The organism is Flavobacterium eburneipallidum (assembly GCF_027111355.2).
Lineage (GTDB): Bacteria > Bacteroidota > Bacteroidia > Flavobacteriales > Flavobacteriaceae > Flavobacterium > Flavobacterium eburneipallidum.
The window spans coordinates 684,289-711,033 of sequence record NZ_CP114291.2; the positions used below are offsets into that span (position 1 = coordinate 684,289).

19 protein-coding genes and 1 tRNA gene are annotated in these 26,745 nt (G+C 35.0%); 6 read left to right on the forward strand and 14 right to left on the reverse strand.

Translation table 11 applies throughout. The features are described 5' to 3' along the window. The first annotated feature begins 45 nt into the window (after positions 1–45). Positions 46–2,520: an AsmA-like C-terminal region-containing protein gene (locus OZP15_RS02880; RefSeq protein WP_281336948.1), complete on the forward strand. Its 2,475-nt coding sequence runs from the start codon at positions 46–48 to the stop codon at positions 2,518–2,520. Here OZP15_RS02880 and OZP15_RS02885 read toward each other — a convergent pair. From OZP15_RS02885 to OZP15_RS02900, 4 genes are all read right to left on the reverse strand, one after another. Then, positions 2,506–3,660, reverse strand: coding sequence for a beta-ketoacyl synthase N-terminal-like domain-containing protein (locus tag OZP15_RS02885; RefSeq protein ID WP_281336949.1), 1,155 nt, complete (start codon positions 3,658–3,660; stop codon positions 2,506–2,508). The genes OZP15_RS02880 and OZP15_RS02885 overlap by 15 nt on opposite strands. Positions 3,661–3,885: 225 nt before the next feature. Further along, positions 3,886–5,157, reverse strand: coding sequence for an adenosylmethionine--8-amino-7-oxononanoate transaminase (bioA, locus tag OZP15_RS02890; RefSeq protein ID WP_269226994.1), 1,272 nt, complete (start codon positions 5,155–5,157; stop codon positions 3,886–3,888). 58 nt (positions 5,158–5,215) lie between these two features. Then, the gene (gene bioD, locus OZP15_RS02895) at positions 5,216–5,833 is read right to left on the reverse strand and encodes a dethiobiotin synthase (RefSeq protein ID WP_269226995.1); all 618 of its coding nucleotides are present in this window, start codon (positions 5,831–5,833) and stop codon (positions 5,216–5,218) included. A gap of 124 nt (positions 5,834–5,957) precedes the next feature. Beyond that, positions 5,958–7,109 (reverse strand): aminotransferase class I/II-fold pyridoxal phosphate-dependent enzyme, encoded by a 1,152-nt coding sequence (locus OZP15_RS02900; RefSeq protein ID WP_269226996.1) that lies wholly within the window; start codon positions 7,107–7,109, stop codon positions 5,958–5,960. Between the two features lie 331 nt (positions 7,110–7,440). On the opposite strand from OZP15_RS02900, the gene OZP15_RS02905 reads away from it, so the two are divergent. After that, positions 7,441–12,174, forward strand: coding sequence for a DUF8693 domain-containing protein (locus tag OZP15_RS02905; protein WP_281336950.1), 4,734 nt, complete (start codon positions 7,441–7,443; stop codon positions 12,172–12,174). Positions 12,175–12,241: 67 nt separating this feature from the next. On the opposite strand, the gene OZP15_RS02910 is transcribed toward OZP15_RS02905, so the two are convergent. The 6 genes from OZP15_RS02910 to OZP15_RS02935 form a co-directional block, all read right to left on the reverse strand. Further along, positions 12,242–12,328 (reverse strand) — tRNA-Ser (locus tag OZP15_RS02910). Between the two features lie 61 nt (positions 12,329–12,389). Then, complete coding sequence (locus tag OZP15_RS02915; protein WP_281336951.1) at positions 12,390–13,418, reverse strand: asparaginase; 1,029 nt, start codon at positions 13,416–13,418, stop codon at positions 12,390–12,392. Beyond that, the gene (locus tag OZP15_RS02920) at positions 13,408–14,544 is read right to left on the reverse strand and encodes a 1-acyl-sn-glycerol-3-phosphate acyltransferase (RefSeq protein ID WP_281336952.1); all 1,137 of its coding nucleotides are present in this window, start codon (positions 14,542–14,544) and stop codon (positions 13,408–13,410) included. The genes OZP15_RS02915 and OZP15_RS02920 overlap by 11 nt, the downstream gene beginning before the upstream one ends. Positions 14,545–14,605: 61 nt before the next feature. Further along, the gene (locus OZP15_RS02925; protein ID WP_269227000.1) at positions 14,606–15,373 is read right to left on the reverse strand and encodes a TatD family hydrolase; all 768 of its coding nucleotides are present in this window, start codon (positions 15,371–15,373) and stop codon (positions 14,606–14,608) included. 149 nt (positions 15,374–15,522) lie between these two features. Beyond that, on the reverse strand, positions 15,523–17,481 hold the full coding sequence (locus tag OZP15_RS02930) for a PKD domain-containing protein (protein WP_281336953.1): 1,959 nt from the start codon (positions 17,479–17,481) through the stop codon (positions 15,523–15,525). An 83-nt stretch (positions 17,482–17,564) separates the two neighbouring features. Continuing rightward, the gene (locus OZP15_RS02935) at positions 17,565–18,533 is read right to left on the reverse strand and encodes a hypothetical protein (protein WP_281336954.1); all 969 of its coding nucleotides are present in this window, start codon (positions 18,531–18,533) and stop codon (positions 17,565–17,567) included. Between the two features lie 249 nt (positions 18,534–18,782). Here OZP15_RS02935 and OZP15_RS02940 point away from each other — a divergent pair, with 249 nt between their 5' ends. The 4 genes from OZP15_RS02940 to OZP15_RS02955 are packed head-to-tail and all read left to right on the forward strand — an operon-like array spanning position 18,783 to position 23,140. Continuing rightward, positions 18,783–19,364 (forward strand): RNA polymerase sigma factor, encoded by a 582-nt coding sequence (locus OZP15_RS02940; RefSeq protein ID WP_281336955.1) that lies wholly within the window; start codon positions 18,783–18,785, stop codon positions 19,362–19,364. A 2-nt stretch (positions 19,365–19,366) separates the two neighbouring features. Continuing rightward, positions 19,367–20,089: a tetratricopeptide repeat protein gene (locus OZP15_RS02945; protein ID WP_281336956.1), complete on the forward strand. Its 723-nt coding sequence runs from the start codon at positions 19,367–19,369 to the stop codon at positions 20,087–20,089. Further along, positions 20,076–22,703 carry a CHAT domain-containing protein gene (locus OZP15_RS02950; protein ID WP_281336957.1) on the forward strand — a complete coding sequence of 876 codons (2,628 nt, stop codon included), beginning with the start codon at positions 20,076–20,078 and terminating at the stop codon, positions 22,701–22,703. Before OZP15_RS02945 ends, OZP15_RS02950 begins: the two co-directional genes overlap by 14 nt. Then, the gene (locus tag OZP15_RS02955; protein ID WP_269227010.1) at positions 22,700–23,140 is read left to right on the forward strand and encodes a retropepsin-like aspartic protease; all 441 of its coding nucleotides are present in this window, start codon (positions 22,700–22,702) and stop codon (positions 23,138–23,140) included. The genes OZP15_RS02950 and OZP15_RS02955 overlap by 4 nt, the downstream gene beginning before the upstream one ends. A 7-nt stretch (positions 23,141–23,147) precedes the next feature. On the opposite strand, the gene OZP15_RS02960 is transcribed toward OZP15_RS02955, so the two are convergent. From OZP15_RS02960 to OZP15_RS02975, 4 genes are all read right to left on the reverse strand, one after another. Beyond that, positions 23,148–23,927: a ThuA domain-containing protein gene (locus OZP15_RS02960; RefSeq protein ID WP_269227011.1), complete on the reverse strand. Its 780-nt coding sequence runs from the start codon at positions 23,925–23,927 to the stop codon at positions 23,148–23,150. Positions 23,928–24,039: 112 nt separating this feature from the next. After that, entirely contained in the window at positions 24,040–25,125 is a 1,086-nt protein-coding gene (gene bioB, locus OZP15_RS02965) for a biotin synthase BioB (RefSeq protein WP_269227012.1), read from the reverse strand. A gap of 78 nt (positions 25,126–25,203) precedes the next feature. After that, the gene (locus tag OZP15_RS02970; RefSeq protein ID WP_281336958.1) at positions 25,204–25,641 is read right to left on the reverse strand and encodes a hypothetical protein; all 438 of its coding nucleotides are present in this window, start codon (positions 25,639–25,641) and stop codon (positions 25,204–25,206) included. A gap of 106 nt (positions 25,642–25,747) precedes the next feature. Further along, on the reverse strand, positions 25,748–26,680 hold the full coding sequence (locus OZP15_RS02975; protein ID WP_281336959.1) for a bifunctional riboflavin kinase/FAD synthetase: 933 nt from the start codon (positions 26,678–26,680) through the stop codon (positions 25,748–25,750). Positions 26,681–26,745: the final 65 nt, after the last annotated feature.

A 26,745-nucleotide genomic window follows, 5' to 3' on the forward strand; every position in this document is an offset into this window, starting at 1 on the left:
CCCAACCCAATTTTCACTACCTTTATTGCAAACCCCAAAGTATTTATGACAGCGTTTTACAATAAAGTCAAAGATTTTTTCAGTTCCAATAGCTTTAAAAAGATAGCTAGAATAATGGCGTTTGGCTTCCTTGGATTATTTGCTTTAGTATTAGTCAGCGCTATTGGTTTGCATATTTATTTTGAGAGCAACAAAACCAAAATCATTGCCAAAATCAACAACCAAATCAACGAAAATATTCAGGGAGAAGTAAAAATTAGCGACATTAGTTACCAGTTTTTGAGGAGTTTTCCCAATTTTACACTTGTTGTCAATCAGGTGGAGATTCGAGACAATTCTTGGCAATTTCACAAGCGTTCGTTGCTAAAAGCAAAGGAAATTGAGTTGCGATTGAATTTGTTGATGTTGTTGCAAAACGAAGTCCGTTTTCATAAAATGGTAATTCACGATGCGACGATCGATATGTTTAGAGACAAAAACGGCAATAGCAATTCGGATATTTTTAAACCCAAAAAAATAAAATCGACAAGCACTACAACAACCTCTATCGGGGAAATCGATTTTCAAAATGTGATTTTTATTTCTGAAAACCAAAAGGGAAAAAAACTATTTCGTTTTGAAATGGAATCCCTAAAAGGCAAAATTGATCATAGTACAGGCGATTGGAAAACCAATATGCAATTGAGAGTTCGGGCAAAAAGTATGGCTTTCAATCAAGAAAGAGGCAGCTTTATCAAAGACCAACTCGTGCAAGGCAACTTGGCAATTGATTTTTCTGAAGCAGGCAACAAGATTAGCGTACTTGCCGAGAATTTGAATATTGGCAACGATCTTTTTCGTATCAAGGCTCATTTTAATCTTGATTCAACCAACGCTTTGTTTGACATTGACATTCGAACTAAAATTTTGTGGAAAAACGCCTCTAATTTATTGGCGAATAACATTAGTTCTAAACTCAATCGTTTCGATTTGCAAATGCCGCTTCAAGCCAGTTGTACCATCAAAGGCGATATGAATGCGGCTGGCGATCCCGAAATTGTAGTAAATGCTGTGGTACAAAACGATGAATTGACAACTTCTTATGGTTTGGTCAAAAAATGCAGCTTTAAGGGGAAGTACACTAATAACTTTAAAACGGGACAACCGTTTACAGATGCGAATTCAGCGGTAATAATTGAGCATTTCAAAGGCAAATGGAACGAAATTCCCATGGCTGTTCCGTTGATGATTATCAGTAATTTTGATCAACCAATTGCAAGGGGCAAACTCAATTCTAAATTTGATGTGGTCAAACTCAAGAATTTGATTGATGAGGATTTTATACAATTTTCAGCAGGAACCGCCAAGGTGAATCTGAATTTTGAAGTCGCTATTGTCGATTTAAAACTGAATAAACCTCGTTTTACAGGAGCCATTAACATTCAAAAGGCGAATGTTTATTTTCATTCTAAAAATGCACTTTTGGAGCAAACCGATATTGATTTGTATTTTATAGAACAAGCTTTATGGATTAAAAAAATTAAATTTAAAAACCAAAAAAGTAGCGTTTCAATGGAAGGAAGAGTGGATAACTTCCTCAATTTGTATTATGACGCTCCCGAAAAAATGGTGGTCAACTGGAAAGTGCGAAGTCCTTATTTGGATGTCAAGCAAATTATTGGGATTTTATCTCATCACGATACATCGGCTCCAAACAAGTCTGAAACGAAAAGCCAATCTATAAATCAATTGCAGGAAGTATTTGATAAATCCAGAGTAGCTATTGATTTGCAAGTAGATAAAATGGCGTTTAATAAAATGATTGCTAATCAATTAAAGGTTGAGGTGTCTCTGATTAATGGTGGCTTGTATGTCAAAAAAGGAACGATGCAGGGTGATACAGGAAGTTCGATTACTTTTGATGCGCAACTGGTTCCTAAAAATGACAGGATGCTTTTTCGGTCGAATGTAAACGTGAAAGAGACTCTGATTTCTAATTTTTTGGCTTCCTTCGACAATTTTGGAGTGCAATCTTTTAAGCCAAAAGACATTAAAGGTAGGCTTTCGTTTAGGGCCAAATTATCGGGAGCATTAGATTCTAAAAAAGATTTGGATCAAAAATCGCTTGCAGGTAATTTTAATTTTCAAATAAAGAAAGGTGCTTTAGTCAATTTTGAACCTATTCAAAAAATTGGAAAATTCGCTTTCCCAAATAGAAATGTAAGTCATATTCGTTTTAGCGTTTTGGAGGGATTCACAGCCATTAAAGGCGATAAAATTGAGGTTAAAGATTTTAAAGTCACCTCAAATGTGTTGAATATGGATGTCAAAGGCGTGTATTCGTTATCGAATCAGGGAACGAATCTCGGCTTGAGAATTCCTTTGAGAAACCCCAAAGACGATTATAAAGTAGTAAACAAAAGAGAGAGAGATTCGCTTCGCTACAGAGGAATCATTTTGAGTTTGCTGGTTGTTGATGATGAAGATGGAAAAACCAAAATCAAATTGGGAAAATTAGATGAAGAATTAGATACTCAATAAAACACTCACGGCGTTGCCACCAAAACCTACTGCATTGACTAAAACTTTACGAATTTGTTTTCTTGGATTTTGCGTTTTTGCATAAGGAACGCTAATAAATTCTTGATGTTGCATCATCAAAATAGCCATTTCGATGCTTAAAATTCCAGAGGCGCCAAAGGTGTGACCTATTTTCCATTTATTGGTTGTCAGCATGGGTAAATTGGTTCCGAACACTTTTTGAATCGCTTTGTATTCTGTCAAATCACCCGCTTTGGTTCCTGGAGCGTGCATCACAATAGCATCCACTTCGGATAAGTCTGTATTTTGCAAAGCCATTTTCATTGATTTCTGAAAACAAGTCGCCTCTGCCGAAATGGAAATGTTGTGTTCCAAAATTTCGGTAGCATAACCAATGTCTTCTACAAAAGCTAAAGCGTTTTCTTTTTTGCCAATTTCTAAACAACAAACCGAAGCACCTTCACCCAAAATCATTCCGTTTTGGGTTTTTTCTAAATCGAAAGCTCTGTTGGGATATTGTTCTTCACTATTGGAATAAATCTTCAAAGCCCGCATCTGACCAATCGTAAAATCCGTCAAAGGCGCTTCACTTCCGCCCACTAAAAATTTATCTGCCATTCCTGATTTCAACCAAGCTACACCATTCAATAAAGCATGTAAAGCAGTGGAACAAGTTATGGAATGCGAAATTTCAGGTCCAGTACTTTGCAAATCGTGCGCTACCCAAGAGGAAATATTTCCTAAAGTAGTTGTTGGCGAAGCCAGTGTTTGTGCCTTTCCAGTTGCTAAATATTCTTGAAAATGTTTTTCGAATAAATCAGTCGCTCCACGAGAAGAACCAATATTGATTCCGAAAACGTCATTTGAAGTCCAACCTGCATTTTGCATCGCTTTGCGGGAAGCAACCATGGCATACAAAACCGATTTGTCTAAAGATTTGTATTTAATGTCGGACTGTTTTAACTCCTCAACAATTGTTTTGGAATCTTCATCTAATTGGGCAACAAATGTTTGTTTGTGATCTAAAAAATGATTCGTAAAACAATGATTGATGCTTTTATAATTTTCCCAAATCGTCTTCGGGTTATTACCCAATGGCGAAATGGAGGCAAGTGCGGTTATAGAGATAATTTGTGACAAGGGTTATTTGTTTTGGGTCAAAGGTCGTAAAAAAATGGTACACGGATGACACGGATTTAAATGGATTTTCCAAACCATATAAGTCATAAAGCCCTAAATTTATATTTTAACACTTAAAGAAAAATAGAAGTGCATAAAAGTTTTAAATTATCCGTTCAATCCGTAATATCTGTGGCTCAAAAATAGCGTACTTTGTGCCTTCTTTGTGTTCTTTGTGGTTAAATTTTAAACTATTTCCAAAGCTTTTTCGACCACTTCATACACTTTTTGCAATTGTTCGTCGGTGATGATGTAAGGAGGCAAAATGTAAACAATATTGCCAACTGGACGCAAAATGATTCCGTTTTCGATAAAGAAATTATAGAGTTTGTTGCGCAAAGTTCCGTAGTAACTAGCAGAACTTTCGGTTAGAATTTCCAAGGCAAAAATAGTTCCTAGCACTCGTGTTGTCGTTACTTTGGGATGCGATTCAATCTGTTTTTGAAACTCTAAATGTTTTTGATTCACTCTAGCAATATTGTCTTGCATTTCTTGGGTTTGCAATAACTCAAAACTCGCCAAAGCAGCTGCACAACCTGTTGGATTTGCCGTAAAAGTATGTCCGTGAAATAAAGCTTTATTGATATCTTCATCATAAAAAGCTTCGAAAATATCTTGGGTAAAAGTAGTAATCGCCATCGGAATGGTTCCGCCTGTCAAAGCTTTGGACAAACACATCATATCAGGTGTTTCGGTTAGATAATCGCAGGCGAAAGTTTTTCCTGTTTTTCCAAAACCGGTCATCACTTCATCGGCAATGGTTAGTACGTTGTTTTCTTGGCAAATTTTGATTAATTCATCCAATGCCTCTGGTTCATACATCACCATTCCGGCAGCTCCTTGAACCAATGGCTCAAAAATAAATCCGGCACAATTGTGGTTTTTTATCACTTTTTTTAAAGCATCAAAGCTTTCTTGTTCGTTGCCTTTTGTTGGAACAGGAATTCGCACCACATCAATAAACATTCCTTCAAAAGCTTGGGTATAAAAGGAAATTCCGCTGGCAGCCATTGCGGCAAAAGTATCTCCGTGAAAAGCATTTTCGAAAGCAATTATCGTAGTTTTCTTTTCGCCTTTATTAAAAAAATATTGCAAAGCCACTTTAATCGCAACTTCAACGGCTGTAGAACCATTGTCCGAAAAGAATATTTTTTGCTGGTTTTTGGGTAAAATTTCCATCAGCTTTTCTGCCAAAAGTATAGCTGGTTCGTGGGTGAATCCGCCAAAAAGGACGTGTTCTAAAGTCGTCAGTTGTTTGTAAATGGCATCGGCGATAAACTTATTGGAATGACCATAAGGATTCACCCACCATGAAGCGATGGCGTCAATGTATTCTTTGTTGTTTTCGTCCCAAAGCAAAGCGCCTTCGCCTTTTTTGATAGCAATAGGAAGTGCTGCGGTTTTGTGCTGGGTATATGGATGCCAGATGTTGTTTTGGTCTCTTTCTGTTAAATTCATTTTTTATAAAATATGCCACAAAGATACACAGAGAAAGACACAGAGATTCCCAAAGATTTTATAAATTCAACAGATTTTCTCGAAACAAATCGGCGTATTCTTTGACTACATTTTGATCAAAATAAGGTTCTTGTTCTATTCTTCCAATGGATTTGACTCCAGTTTTATTGAGAATTATTGCTTCAGAAGATTGATTTTCGTCACCACTAAAAATGATTCCAGCAATGTCAATTTTTCTATTTTTTAAGGCTTCGATGGTTAGCAAAGTATGATTGATACTTCCTAAATAATGTCTGGAAACGACAATTACTTTATAGTCGGATTGAATTAAATCAATCACACAATCATTATCATTTAATGGAACGAAAAGACCACCAGCTCCTTCAATCACGAGATGATTTTGGGTTTCGGGTTCTTTGATGTTTTTTAAATCGATAGTGATTCCGTCCAATTCAGCTGCGAGATGTGGACTCGCTGGTGTATTCAGAGCATAACTGTTTGAAAAAAAATGGGATTTAGAGTTTGAAATTTGGGATTTCACCTTATGGCTATCGGAATTGTCCAAATCGCCTGCTTGGATGGGTTTCCAATAATCGGCTTGGAGCGATTCTACAATGATGGAGGAGGCAATGGTTTTGCCTACATCGGTTGATATTCCTGTTATAAATAGTTTCATAGATTTTTCGTTTCACAAAGATTCACAAAGTTAAAAGGAGATTCGCAAAGATTCTTTAATGATTTCTTGGTGTGTCTTTGTGTTTTTCTTTGGGAATCTTTGTGTAATAATTTTAGATTTATTTCTAAAAAACAAAGTTACTCAACAAAGCCAAGACTTCTGATATTTCTTCTTTGGTATTGTAACTATGCAAACAAAATCGCAATCGTTCTTGACCTTCGGGAACGGTTGGCGAAAGAATCGCTTTGACATCAAAGCCTTTTTCTTGAAGTTGAATGGCAATGGATTTTACGTTTTGGTTTCCAGGAATGATAGCGCTTTGAATGGCTGATTTACTGTGAACAAACATCGGTTTTAATCCCAAAATATTTTTTTGTTGATTGAAATGATTTATATTTTTTCTTAATTGTTCAATAGCCGATTGCTCTGTTTGCAAATGTTGATAGGCTACTAAAATCGTAGCAACCGAGTGTGGCGAAAGTCCTGTGGTGTAAATAAAACTTCGGGCAAAATTCACGAGATAATTGTATAATTCCTGACTTCCAACTATGGCTGCTCCGTGACAGCCCAACCCTTTTCCGAAGGTCATTATTCGGGCAAATAAACGGTCTTGCAACCCTAACATTTGAATCAGTCCTTCGCCATGCTCGCCAAAAATGCCCAACGAATGGGCTTCGTCAACTACTAAATGGCAATTGTATTTTTCGGCAACAGCAATCAATTCTTCCATATTTGGGCAATCGCCATCCATCGAAAAAACGGTTTCGGTAACAATGTAAATAGTTGTTGGTTGCTGGTTGTTGGTTGTTGGTTTTAAAATTAACCGTTCCAAATCCTCAAAATCATTATGTTTGAATTTATAGGATTTGGCATTCGAAAGCTGAATTCCATCACGAATAGAAGCGTGACACAATTCGTCATATAAAATTAAATCTCCTTTTTGCGGGACAGCACTAAAAAATCCCACATTGGCATCATATCCTGAATTGAAAATTAGAGCCGATTCCGATTGATGGAATTCGGCAATATACTTTTCTGCTTCTTGATAGATTTGATGATTTCCAGATATTAAGCGTGAACCTGTGGCTCCGTTTTGGATAGAATTATTATTGATTAAATACTGATGCGTTTCTTCAAAAATGGTTTTGTTTTTTGAAAAACCCAGATAATCATTAGAAGAAAAATCAATTAAATTATTGGGTATTGGTAATTTCCGAAGGGCATTGTTTTGCTCACGGATTTCGAGTTTGGAAGCGAGATTTTTTGGAAATTTCATAAAAGCAAAGTTATATAAAATTACTCGTTGGGTGTAATTCAAAATTTATGATTTTTAAACACATAGAAATATAGTTTTTAATTTTAAAATCAAGACGTTTCACTATTTTTAAGTAAATCATAGCTATGTGAACCAATAATTTGGCTATCTAATTCTTTTTTTTCTATGATTCTATGTGTTTAAAATTAGTTTTGTTTTAGTAAAATAAAACACATTTGCATTCAAACGGTTTTATTCGAATTAATTAGGTGTGCTTTATTTAAAATGATTCTTTAAAAGATTTATATTTGCACCGAAATTAATCTATTTTGGTTTTAAAAATCAACATCTTATGCTTGTAAAACTACATTCTCAAAAAACAAAAAACCTTTTTTTACTATTCTTTTTATTATTGACAGTTTCTTTTGCAAATGCAGCCAATCGTTTTTCGGTTGCTTCTGGTAACTGGAGTTCTACTGCAGTTTGGTCTGCTACATTAGGTGGTGCTCCAGGAGCTTCAGCGCCTACAACTGGTGATGTTGTTACTATTGCTGGAGGTTTTACGGTTACTTCTGTAGGAACTGTAACTGTAGCAAGTGTAACTGTAAATGCAGGATCAACATTAAATCAGAATTCTAGAAATCTTACTGTTACTGGTTTTTTTACTAATAACGGAACTGTTACGGTAAGTTCAGGTAGAATTTTACCAGCAGGAGATTTTACGAATACAGGAACAGTAACCTATTCGGCAGCAGGAAGGTTGTATTTAGGAGGGAATTATACCAATTCAGGAACTGTTACATTAGGCTCTGCATTAGTTTATTTTACGGGTAGTGCCAATCAAACGATTCAAGGATTTACCACTACTGGAACGGTTCGATCTGATAAAACTGGAGGAATGGCAACATTTACTGGGAATGTAAGTGGAGGAGGATTTACGTTGAACGGTGCTGGGACTTTGAATTTAGGAACAGGATTAACACATACATTTACTGGAAACTGGGCACGAACAAATGGAACTTTGAATTGCGGGTCAAGTACCTTGAAAATTGGTACTAATGTTACTGGAGCAGCAGGAACGTTTATTGCAGGAACTGGAACAGTTGAATACAACGGAAATCGAAACCAAGCTGCAGCGGTTTTAACGTATAATAACCTAACGCTTTCAGGAACAAGTGGAACTAGAGTGAAAACTTTTGAAACAACACCAACTGTAAACGGAAAGTTGACCATTGCTGGTACAGCAACCGTTACTATAACGGGATCAGGAGTAGTTACTTATGGGCCTAATGCTACTTTGCAATACGACACATCTGCGGCTAGAATAATAACTTCAGAAGAATGGATTTCGCCATTTAACGCATCAGGTGGTGTGTTGATCAATGGAACAAATAATATAACATTAAACACGGCTAAAGTCTTTGGATTAAATAGCCCGCTTACTATAACTGGTACAGGAAAATTAGTTACAAATAATCTAGGATTAACTTTTGGTGGAAACTTTGTTATTGATAGTGGCGGAACCTTTATGGCAGGAAGTTCTCCAATTGTTATAACTAATACAGGTACTCAAAATATTGCTGGATTTACAACCACAGGATTGGTTTCGATGACCAAAACTGCTGGTACAGCTACTTTTGTTAGTGATGTTAACGCAGTTGGATTAACTGTTAATGGAGCAGGAGGAACCTTGAATTTAGGAACTGCTTTAAATCACACTTTGACAGGTGCTGTAACCTTAACCAGCGGAACTTTGAACGGTGGTTCGAGTATGTTGAATGTTAATTTTGCAGGAACAGCTTGGGCAGGAACAGGAACTAATTTCGCCAGAGGAACAGGAACAGTAAATTTTGGAGGTCTTGCTCAAACATTGACTGCAGTTTCTACTTTTAATAATCTTACGGTTTCTAATTCTGGACTTAAAACAGTTGCCGCTGGAACAACAGTAAACGGAATTCTTTCTATGGAAGGTGCCGCAACGGTTTCTGCAGCACCTATTTATGGAACTGCGGCTACATTGCAATACAATACAGCTACACCAAGAAATTCGGATGTAGAATGGATAACACCATTCAATGCTACAGGTGGAGTGAGTATTATTAATACAGGAATTATAACAGTTGCGACTGCAAAAACTTGTGCTTTATTGAATATTGCAGATGATGCAACTTTAAATAATGGAAATGTTGCTATTTTAGGAACAACATTAAATCTTGCCGATGGCGGAACTTTGTTAGTAAGCGGAACAAGTACTTTTCCGGTATTTACAACAAACAATTTAGGGCTTACTAGTGTTGTAAATTATAACGGAACAGCACAGACAGTAGCAGTAAAAAATTATGGTTTTTTGACTTTGAGTGGTTCAGGAATTAAAACATTTGCAGGTGCAACAACCATTCGAGAAGACTTTTCTATTGGTGCGGGAGTTACTGCATTATTTCCTAATGGAACGACTTCTAGTGCAGAAAGTTTGTATTTGAATAGCGTTTTGCAAACTACGCTAGGCTCTTATGGGGGAACAGCTTCGGCAGCAACTACTAAAGATGCTACTTGGTTCGGAACTACTACAACGGGTATTTTAAACGTAACATCTTCTTGTATTTCGGGTACTTGGTTAGGAACAACAAATACAGATTGGGGTACAGCCTCTAACTGGTGTGGCGGAGTTATACCTTCGGCTACTACAAATGTCATTATAGGAGCTTCGTCTAATCAGCCTATCATTGGAGCATCAGGTGGAATTTGTAGAAATATTACCATAAATAGTGGCTCTACTTTAACTATTTCTGGATCGAATGTCTTACAAGTAAGAGGCAATTGGATAAATAACGGGACTTTTATCCCTAATTCAAGTATAGTAAATTTTAACGGAACTGTTGCGCAATCCATTGGTGGAACAGCAACAATCACTTTTGCTACTTTAAACAATACCAATACTACAGCTATAGTGACAGCTACAAAAGCTATTGCTGTGAATAATGGTTTGACTGTGGCAACAAACGCAGTATTGGATATGACTACTTTTGCTTTGGCAGGTGCTTTTATTAATTCTGGAGCTGGACAAATAAGAACAGCTAGTACAACAGCTTTGCCATTGCCAACAGGCAAAACTTGGACAAACACTATTTTATATTCTAGTTTAACAGGAGGACAAACGATTGTAGCAGGAACCTATAACGGAACACCATCAGTAGAATTGGATAATACCTCGGGAACACAAACGGCATCAGGAAACATAGTAACTGGCGGACAGTTGAATATCAATACTGGTGGTTCATCCACTTTCAATTTGGATAATTATAACCTAACAACCAATAGCCTAAATGTTTTAGATTCCAATTCAGTTTTGGATATGGGAACAGGAACTTTAACCATCACAACAGTACAAGCAATGGAAGGTAAAGTTCGTTTTTCAGGAGCTACTAACGGAAAAGCTTTTGCTTCTGGCACGGTAGAATATTACGGAACTGCACAAACGGTTACAGCTGGCGATTATTTCAAATTACTGTTTACAGGAGCCAGTGGAGTTTATACTATTGGTGCTAATTTGGACGTTGCAAGCACATTAATTATAACAAATGGAGTAGTAACGGTTCAGGATGGTTTTACAGTATCAGTCGATGATGCGGTAACTGTTACAAGTCCTGGGACTTTGATATTCGAAAATAATGCAAGTTTATTGCAAACGACTTATACGGGTGCTAATACTGGAAATGTTGTAATAAAAAGAAACACCACACCAATTCTTAAATTAGATAGTACTTTCTGGTCTTCGCCAACAACAGGAACACAAACTTTATCAAATTTTTCACCTAATACGGATACTTCACAATTTTACACTTTTAATAGTGTAATAAATAATTATGAAACACAAAATCCTGCAACGGCTGTTTTTGAAAAAGGAGTAGGCTATTCAATTCGCGCTCCAGAAACAGCTTCTACAGTTACGCCAACTGTTACCCCTTTTCAGTTTGTTGGAGTGCCTAACAATGGCCCTTTTACTCTAGCAGTGACTACTCCGCCGGGGGATGTAGGTTTGAGTTTGATAGGAAATCCATATCCATCAGCAATTAATGCCGAAGATTTCATAAACGAAAATCTATATGACGCTGTGTTAAATCCGACGAATGTATTAGAAGGAACTTTGTATTTCTGGACACACAATAATCGTTTGATAGGGACTGATTTTAGCTCTTCGGATTATGCTTCTAGAAATTTATCAGGGTTTAATGCAGGAAATTCAGGAACAGGAAATGATGAGGTACCAACAGATTATATCGCCTCTGGTCAAGGTTTTTTTGTGCAAAATGATATTGCAGGAAATTTGAAGTTTAATAATACCATGCGTGAATCTAACAATAATACTAACTTTTATAAAACCAAAAAAGGAAATAAAATTAAAGAGATTGAAAGACATCGAGTTTGGTTGGATTTGAAAAACAGTTCGACTAAATCAAGCCAGATTTTGATTGCTTATGTAGAGAATGCTACTAATAATTATGAAGGAGGTTATGATTCTTATGTTTTTGATGCAGATCTTCCTTTTTTATTGTACAGTTTGCTAGGGACAAATAAAATGGGTATTCAAGGTAGAGCTTTGCCGTTTTCCGATGCTGATATTATTCCGCTAGGATACAAAATGGATTTGGCTGGAAGCACTAATATATCTATTAATAATATGGATGGTTTATTTCTAGAAGAACAAGGCATTTATTTAGAAGACAAAGATTTGAATGTAATTCATGATCTTAAAGAAGAACCTTACGTGTTTAATTCCACAGTAGGAACTTTTGAGAATCGTTTTGTATTGCGTTACACCAGCTCTAATTTAGGTACCGATACTTTCAATTCTTTAAAAAATAGAGTTTTGGTGTCTAATAAAAACAAACAAATAAAAATCAATTCTTTTGCTGAAACTATCGAAAAAGTAGCTATTTATGATTTGTCAGGAAAACAGATCTTTCAAAAAGAAGGGGTTGATACTAATGAATTTGTAATAGCGAATTTGGCTTCAAATCGTCAAGTTATAATGGTAAAAACTACATTGCAAAATGGTACAATAGTAACCAATAAAATAGTTTTCTAAAGCACTACTTTTCATGACCAATAAAGAAAAACCCCAAAAACTAACGTCTTTGGGGTTTTTTAATTCGCAGAGAGGAAGGGATTCGAACCCTCGATACAGTTACCCATATACTAGCTTTCCAGGCTAGCTCCTTCAACCACTCGGACACCTCTCTATTATTTTGAGGATGCAAATAACACGAAAAAAAATGACTAAAGAAAATTAAAAATGGATTTTTATGAAATTTCTCCTCGCAATGAAGTTTCAAATAAGGTTTTAAAATTATTTGGCGCAGTATTTTGTCCTAACAAAAACATTAGTTTAGTAATCGCTGCTTCGGTGGTACTATCTTTTCCAGAAATCACTCCTATTTCTTTCATGGAAGTACTAGTTTCATATTGTCCCATACTAACGCTTCCAGCATCGCATTGTGTGACATTAACAATTTGCAATCCGCTTGTTATTGCGTCTTTCAGTAAAGATATAAACCAATCTTCGGTGGGTGCATTTCCAGCTCCATAGGTTTCTAACACCACTCCCTTGAGTGTTGGAATTTCAAAAATAGCTTTCAAAACGGCTTGACTAATGCCTGGAAACATTTTTACGATTGCTACACGAGTATCAAAATTTTTATGGATTTTTAAATCTCCAACTTCGGTTTTAGTCCAAAAAAGTTCGTGATTAATTTTAAAATGCACGCCAGAAGTTATCAGCGCAGGATAATTGGGCGAATCAAAAGCATTGAAATTTTCGGCATTAATTTTTGTAGTTCGATTGCCTCGATACAATTTATATTCAAAATACAAGCAAACTTCTTGTATTACCGCTTCATCGTTTTGGCGTAAAGCAGCAATTTGAATGGCGGTTATTAAATTTTCTTTGGCATCAGTTCTTAAATCTCCTATTGGCAATTGTGAGCCTGTAAAAATAATTGGTTTTGTTAAATTTTCGAGCATAAAACTCAATGCTGAAGCCGAATAAGACATGGTATCAGATCCGTGCAAAACTACAAATCCATCAAAATTGGCATAATTATTCTCAATAATTTCGGCAATTTCAACCCATTTTTCAGGATTCATATTCGAGGAATCGATTGGATTTTCGAAAGTAAGGGTTTCGATTTCGCAATCCAATTGCTTCAGTTCGGGGATTTTTTGCAATAATTTACTAAAATTAAAAGCTTTGAGTGCTCCCGTTTCAAAATCCTTCTTCATACCAATGGTACCACCGGTATAAATCAAGAGGATTTTGGTCTTAAATTGCATTTTCGTATTTCAACTTATTGGCAACAGGATTGGCATACATTGCCAAGAAACTTTGCATTGCCAATGGATTATTACAATCAATTCTTCTTTCTAATCGGCGTTCGAAAAGAGATTTTTCATTTTCAGTGTATAAATCAGAATAAGTATTGGTTTGATTTACAATATCGTAAGCGATATAATTAGTTGGCCATAATTTATAACTTGTTATGATTGAATCGTCTATAACTTGAGCCAAGGCTTGAATTTGCTTATTCGAATTATCGTGTTCGGCTTTGATGGTATCTAATTCAGTATCCAAAACATCGCCAAGGTGAATGTGGATTCTTCTTTTTTGTCCCATAATTCCACTCATCAAATTGATAAAATCTTCATTTTTTTCTTTGATGTAAATTTCTTGATTGGCTTCGGCCAAAAGTTGTGGCATCTTCAAGGCATCGGTAGGATCATATTCATAAGAAATAGAAACAGGAACTATTTTAATTTTCTTGAAATAATCCATCAAATTTTCCTCGTCAGAAGCCATGGCTAACATTTTCAGAACACCAGGATTTGTGGCATCATTTCCGTCTTTGGTTCTTCCTTCACGTTGTGCAATCCATACCGAACGATTTTCGTGTTGCAATAATTTGCTGATATATTCTGCCAATAACTTGGAACTTTGTAACATTTCACGAGGCGATAATCCTCTTTGAACCAAGAAATTTCGATTCAATTTCGCTAATACTTTTAAGAAAGATTTGGTTACCAAATTGTCCCCAATAGCAGAAGCTGTCATCACTAACTTATGTTCGAACAAACAAGCATTAAGCAAAGAAGTATCTAAAAGAATATCCCGATGATTCGAGATAAACATGTAAGCGGTGTTTAATTCTAGTTTTTCAAAACCCGAAGTTGTGAGTCCATCGGAAGTAGTTTCCAACACTTTTTGGAGTGCTTGATATATAAAATTGCATTGAAAATCTCTTGTAGAATGGGTTCTTCGAAGTTGTTCTTTCCAAACTTCATCTTCCAATTCTGGAAAAGTAAAGTTCATCAATGCCTTCATCATAGGATGATCGACCACTTTTAGAATGGCATCATTTACTTCGGTATCATAAAATGGACGGATAGCGTCAAATTTTGACATATAGCATATTTTTTTAAGAACAAATGAACAAAAATTTTAACAAAAATAGGCGAATTCTACATTAAATCCCAAATATAGCTATAGAATTTTCGGTAGTAATGCGTGCTATTTCTTCTTTTGGTAAATTGTAAATTTCAGCTAATTTATCTATCACTTTGATTATATAACTGCTTTCATTTCGTTTCCCACGAAAAGGAACTGGAGCTAGATAAGGCGAATCCGTTTCGAGAACAATATGCGTCAAATCAATTTGATTCAAGAATTGATCTATTTTCCCGTTTTTGAAAGTCACCACTCCGCCAATTCCGAGTTTCATATTATACGAAATGGCTTGTAATGCCTGCTCATAAGTGCCAGAAAAACAATGAAAAATTCCAAATAAATCAGCCGATTTTTCTTCTTCTAGGATTTCGAAAATTTCGTCGAAAGCTTCTCTACAATGAATCACGATAGGCAATTTATATTCTTTGGCTAATTGAATTTGTTTTCTAAAAGCATCTTGCTGTTGTGGTAAATGGGTTTTATCCCAATACAAATCGATGCCAATTTCTCCAATAGCATAAAAATTTCTCTTGGCTAATTCTTCTTCAATATGTTCTAATTCTTCCTGATAATTATCTTTGACATGAGTAGGATGCAAACCCATCATTAGGAAAATATTTTTAGGAAAAACTTTTTCCAAATCGTACATCGATTGAGTGTAAGCCGAATCAATTGCAGGAATAAAAAAGCGTGAAACTCCAGCATCAATAGCGCGCTGAATCATTTCGTTACGATCTTCGTCAAATTCGTTGGAATACAAATGAGTGTGCGTATCAGTAATTATCATGGTAATTTATTATTACCGCAAAGATACAATCTTAAGGAACTAAGTGTCAATTACGAATTAAAAATTACTAATTACGTTGAAAACGAGTGGCTTAAATATTGAAAACGTATTAATTAAATAATTGTAATCACTTAATCACTGTTTCTGGATTAAAACTTCCAAATAGCATATAGCTGCACATAATTGAAATTTTCCTCGAAATTCAGTACATATCTTGCTCCTAAACTTGGACCAATTCTAGCAGCTCCAAGTGTTAAATCGAACAATAGTCCAGTTTTGAAATTGGTAAAAGTTTTGCTGTTTGAAATGGTATTTTCTTCAGTTTTTAGGATAGGAGAATCTGGTTTTTCTGACTCGAAATAGTCTATTTTAGTATGTTCTTCTTGTTTTTCTGAAGCGTTAATATTGGCTTGGATACCCGCTCCAATTCCTATAAAATTATTGATATTGTATCTAATCAATAGGGGAATTTCGTTATTGATATTGGAATAATTTAGTGTGGTGGTGGTTCGTGTAGGTTGTCTTACTCCATTTGGAGAGGTTGTAAAACCCGTAGTTATAGTGGTACCGTTATTGTATTTATGGAGACTATTGATTAATTCGGCTTGCCAATAAAAACGATACGCTTTGAAAGGAGAAATTGTTGCTCCGACAAAATAACTTTTAGAATTATCTAAACTCGGATAAAAATTATATCCTGCTTTTGCTCCAATAGAAATGCCTGGCGAGAAACGAGTAGTGGCATAATTGGTAATAATTGGTTCGTTTTTGTCGAAAATAATAGCGGTCCTACTTTTGGTATTTACTTTGTGAAAGTCTTTGTTGAATTTCATCGAATATTTGACAAAGCCTTTAGTACTGTCTTTTTCTTTGACATTTTTTTGTTCGCTTCCTGGTAAATAAATGTTTTTGAAGGTAAAGAAAATCTGTTTTTGCTTGATAATAGTGTCCAAACAACTAACAGTTGGCTCCTCTTCTTTTGGACAAATCGGACATTTGGGATACATATCTTCAATTTGAAATGTTTTTTTGTCGAACATATCCGGAATATCAGTTTCTAAACGAATCATTCTAGCTGGTCCTTCGCCATTATTTTGAAAACGAGTTTTGAAATTCACTCTTTTGAAACGCACCAATCTGTAATTCATAAAACTGCCGTTCGACCCCATTTTGTTAGGATCATGTGAAGTCACAATTTCCATTTCAAGATTTTTGACTTTATGGTTTTTAAAACTCCTGTTTGGCACAAATACACTTCGCATCGTTACGGTAGCACTGGTATCTTTAATCATTTCGGGAGTGGTTTTGTGGGTAAAAAACACGTTACGGGTTTCGCCTGGATTCGCTCCATAAAACTCCAGAATCGTTACGTTTTTGTATGTTTTATAAGCGTCTAATAAAGTAGCGTCCAAATCTATTTCAGTTGTTGTGTTTTTGCTTTTTTGAACTTTCACCAAGGCGTTTCCAGAAGCCAAATAAGAATCTGAATTTTCCAAATCATCTACAGTTGCTACGAGATTTTCTTTGACTTCTTTCTCACCAGCATAAGTTCGGAAATCGATCAATTCGAAATTGTTGTTCTTGAATTGTTTTTCGTTGTAAAAAAGGTATAATTTTCCATCCGTTACGTAGTTTTCCATGTTTTGATAACTCACAATAACTTCCATTTCTTGGTCTGGAATGGGGTCAGCATTTTTTTGGATAACCAATCCATTTTGATCTTCAATAGAAGCAATATCGGTGTAAATTTCTTCCTCCGCAATTTCGTTTACAGCGACTGATTTTGGTCGTGTTGCTGGTGGTTTTCCGTTGTCGTAATTATTGGTTACCGCCAGTTTAGTTTTGTAAGTTCCTTTATTTTTATAAACGTGTTTGGGTTCGGCTTCTTTGCTGTAATGACCATCGCCCATTTCCCATAAATAAGAATAAAATGGTTTAGGCGCACCAGCAATAGGGATTAATGGTGGCGTTTCGGGTTTGAATTTTACGGCATTCCCTTTTTGATTATATGTAATATTAGCTCTTCGGGTTACCGTATCTTTTACTTTGGTTTGCGAAAATGAAAATAGATAAAAGAGAATAAAGAAAAGCGATAGTAGTTTTTTCATAATCTTTTGGTTTAGTTAAGGTTCTAAAAATAGAAAAAAGTGGTGAGCAAATCACCACTTTATCTAAAAACTTCTATTCTAGGCTATTGTATCGCATTGATGGCAGCAACTAATTGGGCTTCTGTTCCTGTCGTAGTTTCTGCAAGAGTAAAAGAAAAAATATCGTTTGCAGCCACTGTAACCGCTTTGATTCCGTATCGCCATTGTCCATTATCTTCTGTTACAAAAATAACGTGGCAAGCCAGTCCTATTGGAATTTGTCCATAATGTTCACTGAATAATCCAGCCGCTGTGTAAGTATCCATATTTGCTAAAGCATTTTGTCCTTCGCCATCATAAGATAAATATACGGCACTATTTGTATTGTCATATCCATCGGGAGCATCAACAAGAATAGTGGTTTTAGGTCTAGGATCGCTGTAGAATTTGTCCACATTCGTCCATCCAAAGTTTCCAAACGTCACATAATAGGTATTTCCTTGTGCGCCAACACCACCTTTTCCTCCAGCAGCGTCTCTTACTTCTTTCCAAGCCAGATTGTCGTTAGTATCTATTTCTCCTTTCCATAAAGTCATGGCATTATCTATTCCGCCAGTTAAATTAGCAGGAACTTGCAATTGTATAGCACCCGTTGAGACTAAATTTACTCCGCCTTGTGAAGCTTGGATAAAAAATTCTCCTCCCGATTTGAGTAAACTTTTTTTACCATCTGCCATAATTCCCATAGTAGGTTTGTTGGTAACCAACATCGTTCCTTTGTCGAAAAGTTCAATGTATTCAATGTCAATTGCTCCATTTACGGGAAGTCCGTTTTTAGTAAGAGCATTTCCGTTAAGTGTGATAACTACTCCTTTTGCTGAAGTTAATGTGATTGTTCCTGTTCCTGCTGTTGCGGTAAAATTTTGAGTATTTTTCTTTATTCCAGATTGTGTAATTCCTTTGAATGCAGCTGCTGTTGGCGGAATGGGATCCAAATTGTCATTGTTCGTACAACTTGTAAAGAAGATTGTTGCTAAAGCTAAAAGTCCGATGTTTTTAATTTGATTTTTCATAATTTCTATTATTTAAAATGGTTATTTAATTTAATATCAATTCGGGTTTGATATTGTTACCCTTTCTTTTAATTTTTTTTTATCGGGTAATTAATACCCAAAGTTTACTGACGAATGAGATTCCTATTTTCTTTAAATTTTCCATAATCTAAAAGTTTTAAAAGTTTCAATTCTTGATTTATACTGTTATATCAACTTGGTTTTATATTTGTTACCCCTTTTTTTAGTATTTTCGAAAAAAGTTTTTTTATGGCTAATACGATTCATCCCGACCAAATCTATATTGAAGGACTTGCTAATAATGATTCAGCAATAATTCAATCTATTTACAAGAAGTTTGTTCCCAAAGTTGTTTCTTATATCAGGAACAATTCTGGCGATGAAGATCAGGCTCAAGATGTGGTTCAGGAAATTATGATTTTGCTTTTCAATCAGGCCAAAGCCAATAAATTGCAACTCACTTGCCCCTTTGATGCTTACTTTTTTTTATTGTGTAAAAGAAAATGGTTGAACGAAATAAAAAAATCTTCGAATAAAGGGGTAACAATCAATGAAGATTTGGCATCTAATACTGAATCCACAGAACAAATGGTTACAGAAACTGAATTGTTCGACGAAAAACAGCAACTTTTTGACACGATGTTTCAAAAACTAGGCGACAAATGCCAAGAGTTATTGAAATTGAGTTTCACCATCAAATCGATGGAGGAAGTTGCCGAAAAACTCAACGTGACCTATGGTTATGTTCGAAAGAAAAAATCGTTGTGTGTAGGTCAATTAACCCAGTGGATTCAGGAAACCAATCGCTTTAACTCTTTAAAAATGAATTAGTCATGAATGAGGAACGCTACATAGAATTCGACCAATATTTGGCAAATGAATTATCTGCCGAAGAAAAAATATCTTTTGAAAAACAATTGTCAGAAGACCCAGAATTGGCTACAGCATTTGAAATTTTCAAGGAATTGCAGCTTCATTTGGACAATAAATTTGGCAATGCCGGAGAATTAAATGCTTTTAAAAAGAATTTAAAATCCATTTCTAAAGATCATTTCAAGATTAAAAAATCAAAAGTGATTGATTTAAGAGCTTGGCATTATGCCGTTGCGGCTTCTGTGGCAATCTTGTTCGGATTATTTGTTTTTCAGAATATAAATCCATCTTTTGAAGATTACAATCATCCCGAAATGGCAAGTTTTGTTGAAAGAGGCGATGTAAGCGAAAATTTAAAATTGGCACAAGATGCCTTTAACACAAAAGAGTATAAAACCGCCATTCCATATTTCGAAAATATTTTAAAAGAGAAAAAATCAGCTGAAATTCAATATTTTTATGCGATTTCACTTTTAGAAGATCATCAATTTAAAAAAGCCGAAAGCAATTTGACTGCATTACAAACTGGAACTTCTATTTATAAAAACAAAGCCACTTGGTATTTGGCTCTTTCTAAATTAAAACAGAAAAAATACAAAGATTGTAAAGAAATTCTATTGACCATTCCAGATGATTTTGAAGAGTATGACCAAGTGCAACAATTATTAAATGAATTGGATTAAACCCTTTTTGTGTCTAATACTATTCCTAAATCTAACTGTTTTTGGACAAAATTCGCTTGCAACAGAAGATCAGATTTACAATGCGATTGATGCTTATGTTGTGAATCCAACCCTTGAAGGATTGTCAAATTTGACGCAAACGGAACGTAATTTTTGGAAAAACGCTAAACCGAAAATCAAGAATGAATTCCTAGCCATTGTGGTTTTAAATTGCAACAAAGCCTATTATGAAAATCAATTTGGCAAGACTCATCAAGCCATTTCAAGTTATGAAAAAGCCTGGAAAATTTATCAAAACTACAAACTTTCTAATTATGATATTACCGAATATTGTCTGAAACCATTGGGTAATCTTTACACAATTATTGGGGATTTTGACAATGCCGAAAACACTATCAAACAGTATTATTTTATTGCCAATACCGATAGAAATCAATCGCAAAAAATTGCAGCTATTCTCAATTTGTCGAATGTGTATCAAAATACAGGTAGAATAAATGAGGCTATTGATTTACTCGAAAAAAACATTAGAAAGGAGAAACTGACCCCTACGCAAAAAGGAAATTTGTTGAACAATTTGGGAAACAATTATGTATTAAGTTATAAAAATCCAAGTTTGTCCAAACCTATTCCAGACATTTTCAAAAAACTAGAAGGCTCTTATTTTGCTGCCATTCAGTTATTGAAATCCGACAAAACTCAAAGTGAAACACTGGCGAATTGTTACCGCAACTTATCGGCATTAAATATCCAATGGCACAACCATGAATTAGCCAATTCCTATTTTGAAAAAGCAAAAAAATATTTCTTTTTAACTGCTAATATTGTGCCTCGAAAACTAGCCAAATTCAAACTGGAAGAAGCTAATTTATTGTTTCAGCAAGAAAAATATTCAGAAGCTAGCACCATTTTATCATCCGTTTTCAAGACTTTAATCCCCAATTATTCGAGTTCAAAAAATAGTTTTCCTAATGTCAATTCGCTTTATGCAGAAACCATTTTATTGGACGCAATAGACTTGCAAGCGGAAATTTTTGTGAATCAAAATCAACCCAAAAAGGCGTTGGAAGGATATGCTCTTTCGTTCCAAATAGAAGAGTTGTTCTCGAACTTATTGGTCTATGAAAATTCTAAAATCATCAACCAAATTAGAATTAGAAATCGCACCGAAAAGTGCATTGCTATTTATGATTTGTTGCATCAAAAAGAAGGCAAAATCAGTTATTTAGAAAAAGCGTTTCAACTTGCGGAACGAACCAAATCGGGTGTTTTGAAAAACTATCTTTCCACCAAAAAAACTACTTCCAGAGAAGAAAAACTGCATTTAGAACAATTGCAAAACTGGAATAACGAAATCCTAAAAGAACAACAAAAAGGTGATTTGGCAAACGTTTCCAAAATAAACGAAGCCAATAAAAAACAAAACGAATTGATGCTTTCGCTAAAGAAAATCAGGTCGAAAAACCAAGTCGATTCAGCTGAAAATTTAGATATAAAAGTCTTGTATTCTAAACTCGAAAAAGACAAAGCCATTATGGTGGAGTATTTTTCGGGCTTTGAAAAAATCTATATTTTTACTTTGGCAAATCAAAGAATAAGGCTGAAATACATTTACATTACAGACACTGCTATTCCAGAAATAATTTCATTTTTGGATTATTTTAGTGATACTAATAAAATTACAGATGATATTTCGGGTTATAATCATTATGGTAATTCGCTTTATAAAATGCTGCAATTGCCAATCAATACCACTTACCAAAACCTCGTCATTGTCCCTGATGGATTATTAAATTTCCTTCCTTTTGAAGCCTTAATTACTAAAGAATCCAACACGACGAATTTTACCCAAATGCACTATTTGCTGCATGATTTCAGGATAGCCTATAACAATTCGGCTAGCTTTTATTTGAATGGGAAATCCATTTCAAACGATAAAAAATCGGTACTCGGAATTTTTCCCGTTTTCGAAAAAACGAATTATGAATTGACTTTTTCCAAAAAAGAAATGCAATCGATAAAAAGCAATTTCGATGGTCAGTTTTTTGACAACAAAAATGCTACTTTCGATAACTTTAAAAAGAATGCAAACCATTATTCGATTTTACATTTATCTACACATGCCAGTTCGGGAGATACTCAAACGTCAGCAAGTATCAAGTTTTATGACCAAGAAATCTTGTATTCCGAGTTGTATAACCTCAATATCAATCCTGATTTGGTCGTTTTAAGTGCTTGTGAAACCGGAATTGGAAAACTCTACAAATCCGAAGGAGCGATGAGCGTTGCCAGAGGATTTCAATTTGCTGGAGCTCAAAATTTATTGTTTTCTCTTTGGAAAGTAAACGATTTTACTACTTCGGTTTTTATGGATAAGTTTTACAGAAACATTAAAAATGACCAATCTTACTTCGAAGCGAATGCCAATGCCAAACTCGATTTCCTAAATGACGAATCCATTTCGAATGCTAAAAAATCGCCTTATTATTGGAGTGCTTTTGTTTATTATGGTTCAATTGAAAAGCCAGAAGCACCAACGAATTATTATTTTTATATTATTGGGTTATTGATTGTAATTGGATTATTTTTGGTCTTCAAATACTTTCGAAAATGAATTACCTTCCCTATATTCTTAAAAAAGAAAACTACAAAAAAATAAAATTCAAGATTTCTAAAACCCAACATTTGCTCATCAAAGCGAAGATTAATGGCGTGAAAGGTAATTTTATTCTGGATACAGGAGCTTCTAACAGTTGCGTTGGTTTTGAAAGTATCGGATTGTTTCAACTCACAGCTAACGATTCTAAAACCAAAGCTTCGGGTGCCGGTGCAACGGGGATGTTGACACAAACTTCTGTCGGCAATAAACTGCAATTAGGCGATTGGAAATTCCGTGAATTTGATTTGGTGATTTTTGACTTATCTCATGTTAATGAAGCTTTGATTGCTTATAAAGCCAAACCTGTTCACGGCATCATTGGTGCCGATATTCTAATGCAAGGTAAAGGAATTATTGATTATTACAATCATTGTTTGTATTTGAGAAAATAGAAATAATTTATTTTCGCTTCGAATTTGACTTTTTTGAATTCGTTCCTAATGCCCATAAAAGTCCGCCTGTAATATGTTCCAGATATACAGAATTAGTATAATCTTTACTGTCATGACCTAAAGCGGTATAGAAAACTCTTCCGCCTTCAAATTCATGACACCAAGCCAATGGTAGATAATCGCCAAAAGTGCGTCCAGGATAGACTTCTTTTTCTTTGTCATTGACCGTTCGCATATCGGCTGCTAAAAGGATATGAATATTCGGATTGAATTCATTCATATAATAGCACTCATCTTCTTTTTTCCATGTTTCTCCCAGCATCGAAGTAGCAGGATGATTTTTATCAATGACTTTTATTTCGAAAGACTGAAAAGCAGGATGTCTTTTGAATCTCCCACCGACCATTGTTGCATACCAAGGCCAAGATTTTTCAGAATCAGATGCACTATGAATGCCTACGAAAGCACCACCAGAATGAATATAATCTACAAAGGCTTGCTTTTGCTGTTCGGTATCAAAAATAGCATTACAAGTATTCGAAAAAATCAGACAGCTGTACTTGGATAAATTTTCGGTATTCATTACGGCTGGATCATCGGAAACATCCACAATTAAATTGTTTTCTTCGCCAATTTTCTTCCACGCTTCCACGCTAGAAGCAATGTTTTTGTGTACATAACCTTTACCATTTTTGGTATAAATTAAAATACGTTTTTTAGCTGATGGATTTGCAAAAACAGCACTGAATCCAAAAAAAACAGTGAGTAATAGTAGCTTAATTTTCATGTTTCTTATTTGTTTTAATTTAAAAAAAAGCTTCTAACGGTTGTGTTAGAAGCTTTTTGGTGAGATTCAATACTCTTTTAAACTTGTTCTTTTTAAACAGTTTGGCTAGTATTTATTTTCCTTTTGTACTAGCTTCTAAATTTCTTTCAATAGTATGACCAGGTCGAGACCATTTTGGTTTTTCACCAAGAGGAACAAATTTAGAATCTTCGGCTTCTACAGTTTCTCTTTGCGAGGCTTTAGCAAAAGGTTTTTGATTTTTTAGACCTAACATTTCAAACATTTTAATATCGTCGTTGGCATCATTATTAGGAGTAGTCAACAATTTATCTCCTGCAAAAATAGAATTGGCTCCAGCCAAAAAGCACATGGCTTGACCCTCACGACTCATATTAATTCTTCCTGCTGAAAGACGTACTTGAGTTTCTGGCATCACAATTCGAGTAGTAGCTACCATTCGTATCATTTCCCAAATTTCTACTTGTTTTTGTTCTTCGAGAGGTGTTCCTTCTACAGCAACAAGAGCATTAATAGGCACTGATTCTGGTTGTGGATTCAAAGTAGCAAGTGCTACTAGCATTCCTGCACGGTCTTCGATGCTTTCGCCCATTCCGATGATTCCACCGCTACAAACAGTAACATTGGTTTTGCGAACATTTTCAATGGTTTGCAAACGGTCTTCAAAACCACGAGTCGAAATAACTTCTTTATAATATTCTTCGGAAGTGTCAATATTGTGGTTGTAAGCATAAAGTCCTGCTTCAGCCAATCGTTGGGCTTGATTTTCGGTAATCATTCCAAGCGTACAACACACTTCCATATCCATTTTATTGATGGTACGAACCATTTCTAGTACCTGATCAAACTCTTCACCATCTTTTACATTTCGCCAAGCAGCTCCCATACATACTCTAGACGAACCGCTAGATTTAGCTCTTAAGGCTTGCGCTTTTACCTGACTAACGGACATTAAGTCATTTCCTTCAATCCCAGTATTGTATCGTGCGGCTTGTGGACAATATCCACAGTCTTCAGAACAGCCACCTGTTTTTATAGACAATAATGTAGATACCTGAACCACATTTGGATCGTGATGTTCTCTATGAACAGTTGCTGCTTCGAAAAGCAAGTCCATCATGGGTTTAGTATAAATTGCAATAATTTCTTCTTTCGTCCAGTCGTGTTTTTTGATACTCATCTATGTGATTTTTTGATGGGTCAAAAGTAGTCAAATTGTTCCAATCGACAAAGTTGTGGTGTTAAAAAGGAATCGATATTAATCTACTACAAATCGATTGTTCCAATAAAGCATAGCAAATAAAGTGACTACTACAGATGATGCAATTCCTTCAAAAAAAAGACAAATGCTATAAGTCATTACAGATGGGTTGCCTCCAAACAAAAAAGTTTCGGATAAGGATTGTACATATTCATCACCACCTTTCATATAACTGTATGCAATTAACCCAATAATACTTAAAGCGACAGCTATAAGTGATGTTTTCATGGCAGCAGTAGCATTATGAATAAAGGCTCCTTTGCCTTCCATGATATTCATTTGGATTGTTTTGTTTACACCATAGAAAATAAAAAAAATATTGAACAGACGTAAATAAGATTTGTCCGCTAATCCTAATACATTCATTAGTAAAAAATAAATGCTAATTCCAACAAAGATAGTCGCTCCATTGGAAAATTCTTTTGATACTTTCATGTGATTGATTTTTAAAAGGTTAAAAACAATACTTTAGCGCACAATGGCATATCAAATTTACACAAAAAATAAGCAACTTTTATGTAACAATCTAAAATTTAACGAATTATAATGAATTTTTTATAAACACTAAAGCCGCTTTCTTATCTTTTTCTAACTGCTCTTTTAGTAAATCTACAGACTCAAATTTTTCTTCTGGGCGAAGATATTTTAGCAAAGAAACCGATAGTTTTTGATTGTATAAATCAGCATCAAAATCAAAATAATGCACCTCAATAGATAAATTTTCACCAGCTACGGTTGGCTTGAAACCTATATTCATCATGCCATAAACCGTTTTTTGATTGATGATACTTTTTACAACATAAACTCCATTTTTAGGAACTAGTTTGTAGTTTTCTTCTATTTGAAAATTAGCTGTTGGAAATCCAATGGTGCGTCCTAGTTGTTTGCCTCTAGTAATTGTACCAGATAAAAAATAATGATACCCTAAATAATCGTTGGCAAGTGCCATACTTCCTTCGGTCAAGGCTTTTCTTATTTTAGTAGAACTGATGGAAACAGCATCAATTTCTTCTGCCGAAATTTGTTCTACTTCAAAATCATATTGTTTCCCAAAAAGAATGAGGTCGTTGATATCGGCAGTTCGATTTTTTCCAAAACGATGATCGTGTCCGATAATTATTTTTTGAATTTGTAGTTTTTCAACAAGAATAGTTTTCACAAATTCTTCGGCAGTTAATTGTGAAAATAGTTCATCAAAGGGATGAATTACGAGATTTTGAATGCCTAATTTTTCTAATAAATCAATTTTTTCAGGAATTGTATTGAGTAGTTTTACGGCAGATTCTCCGTGCAAAACCATTCGAGGATGCGGAAAAAAAGTGAGCACAAGGCTTTCGTATTTTCCGTTGACTGTACTTTGAGTCATTTTTTCAAGGATTTTTTTGTGTCCAATATGCACACCATCAAAAGTACCTAGTGTCAGAATGGTTTTTTTGGTTGACTTAAAATCGTTTATGGAATGAAAAATATTCAAAGCAGTCTTTTTTTATAATGCTGCAAATTTAGGCTAATAATAACAGATAAAAAAAGAGGATTGAA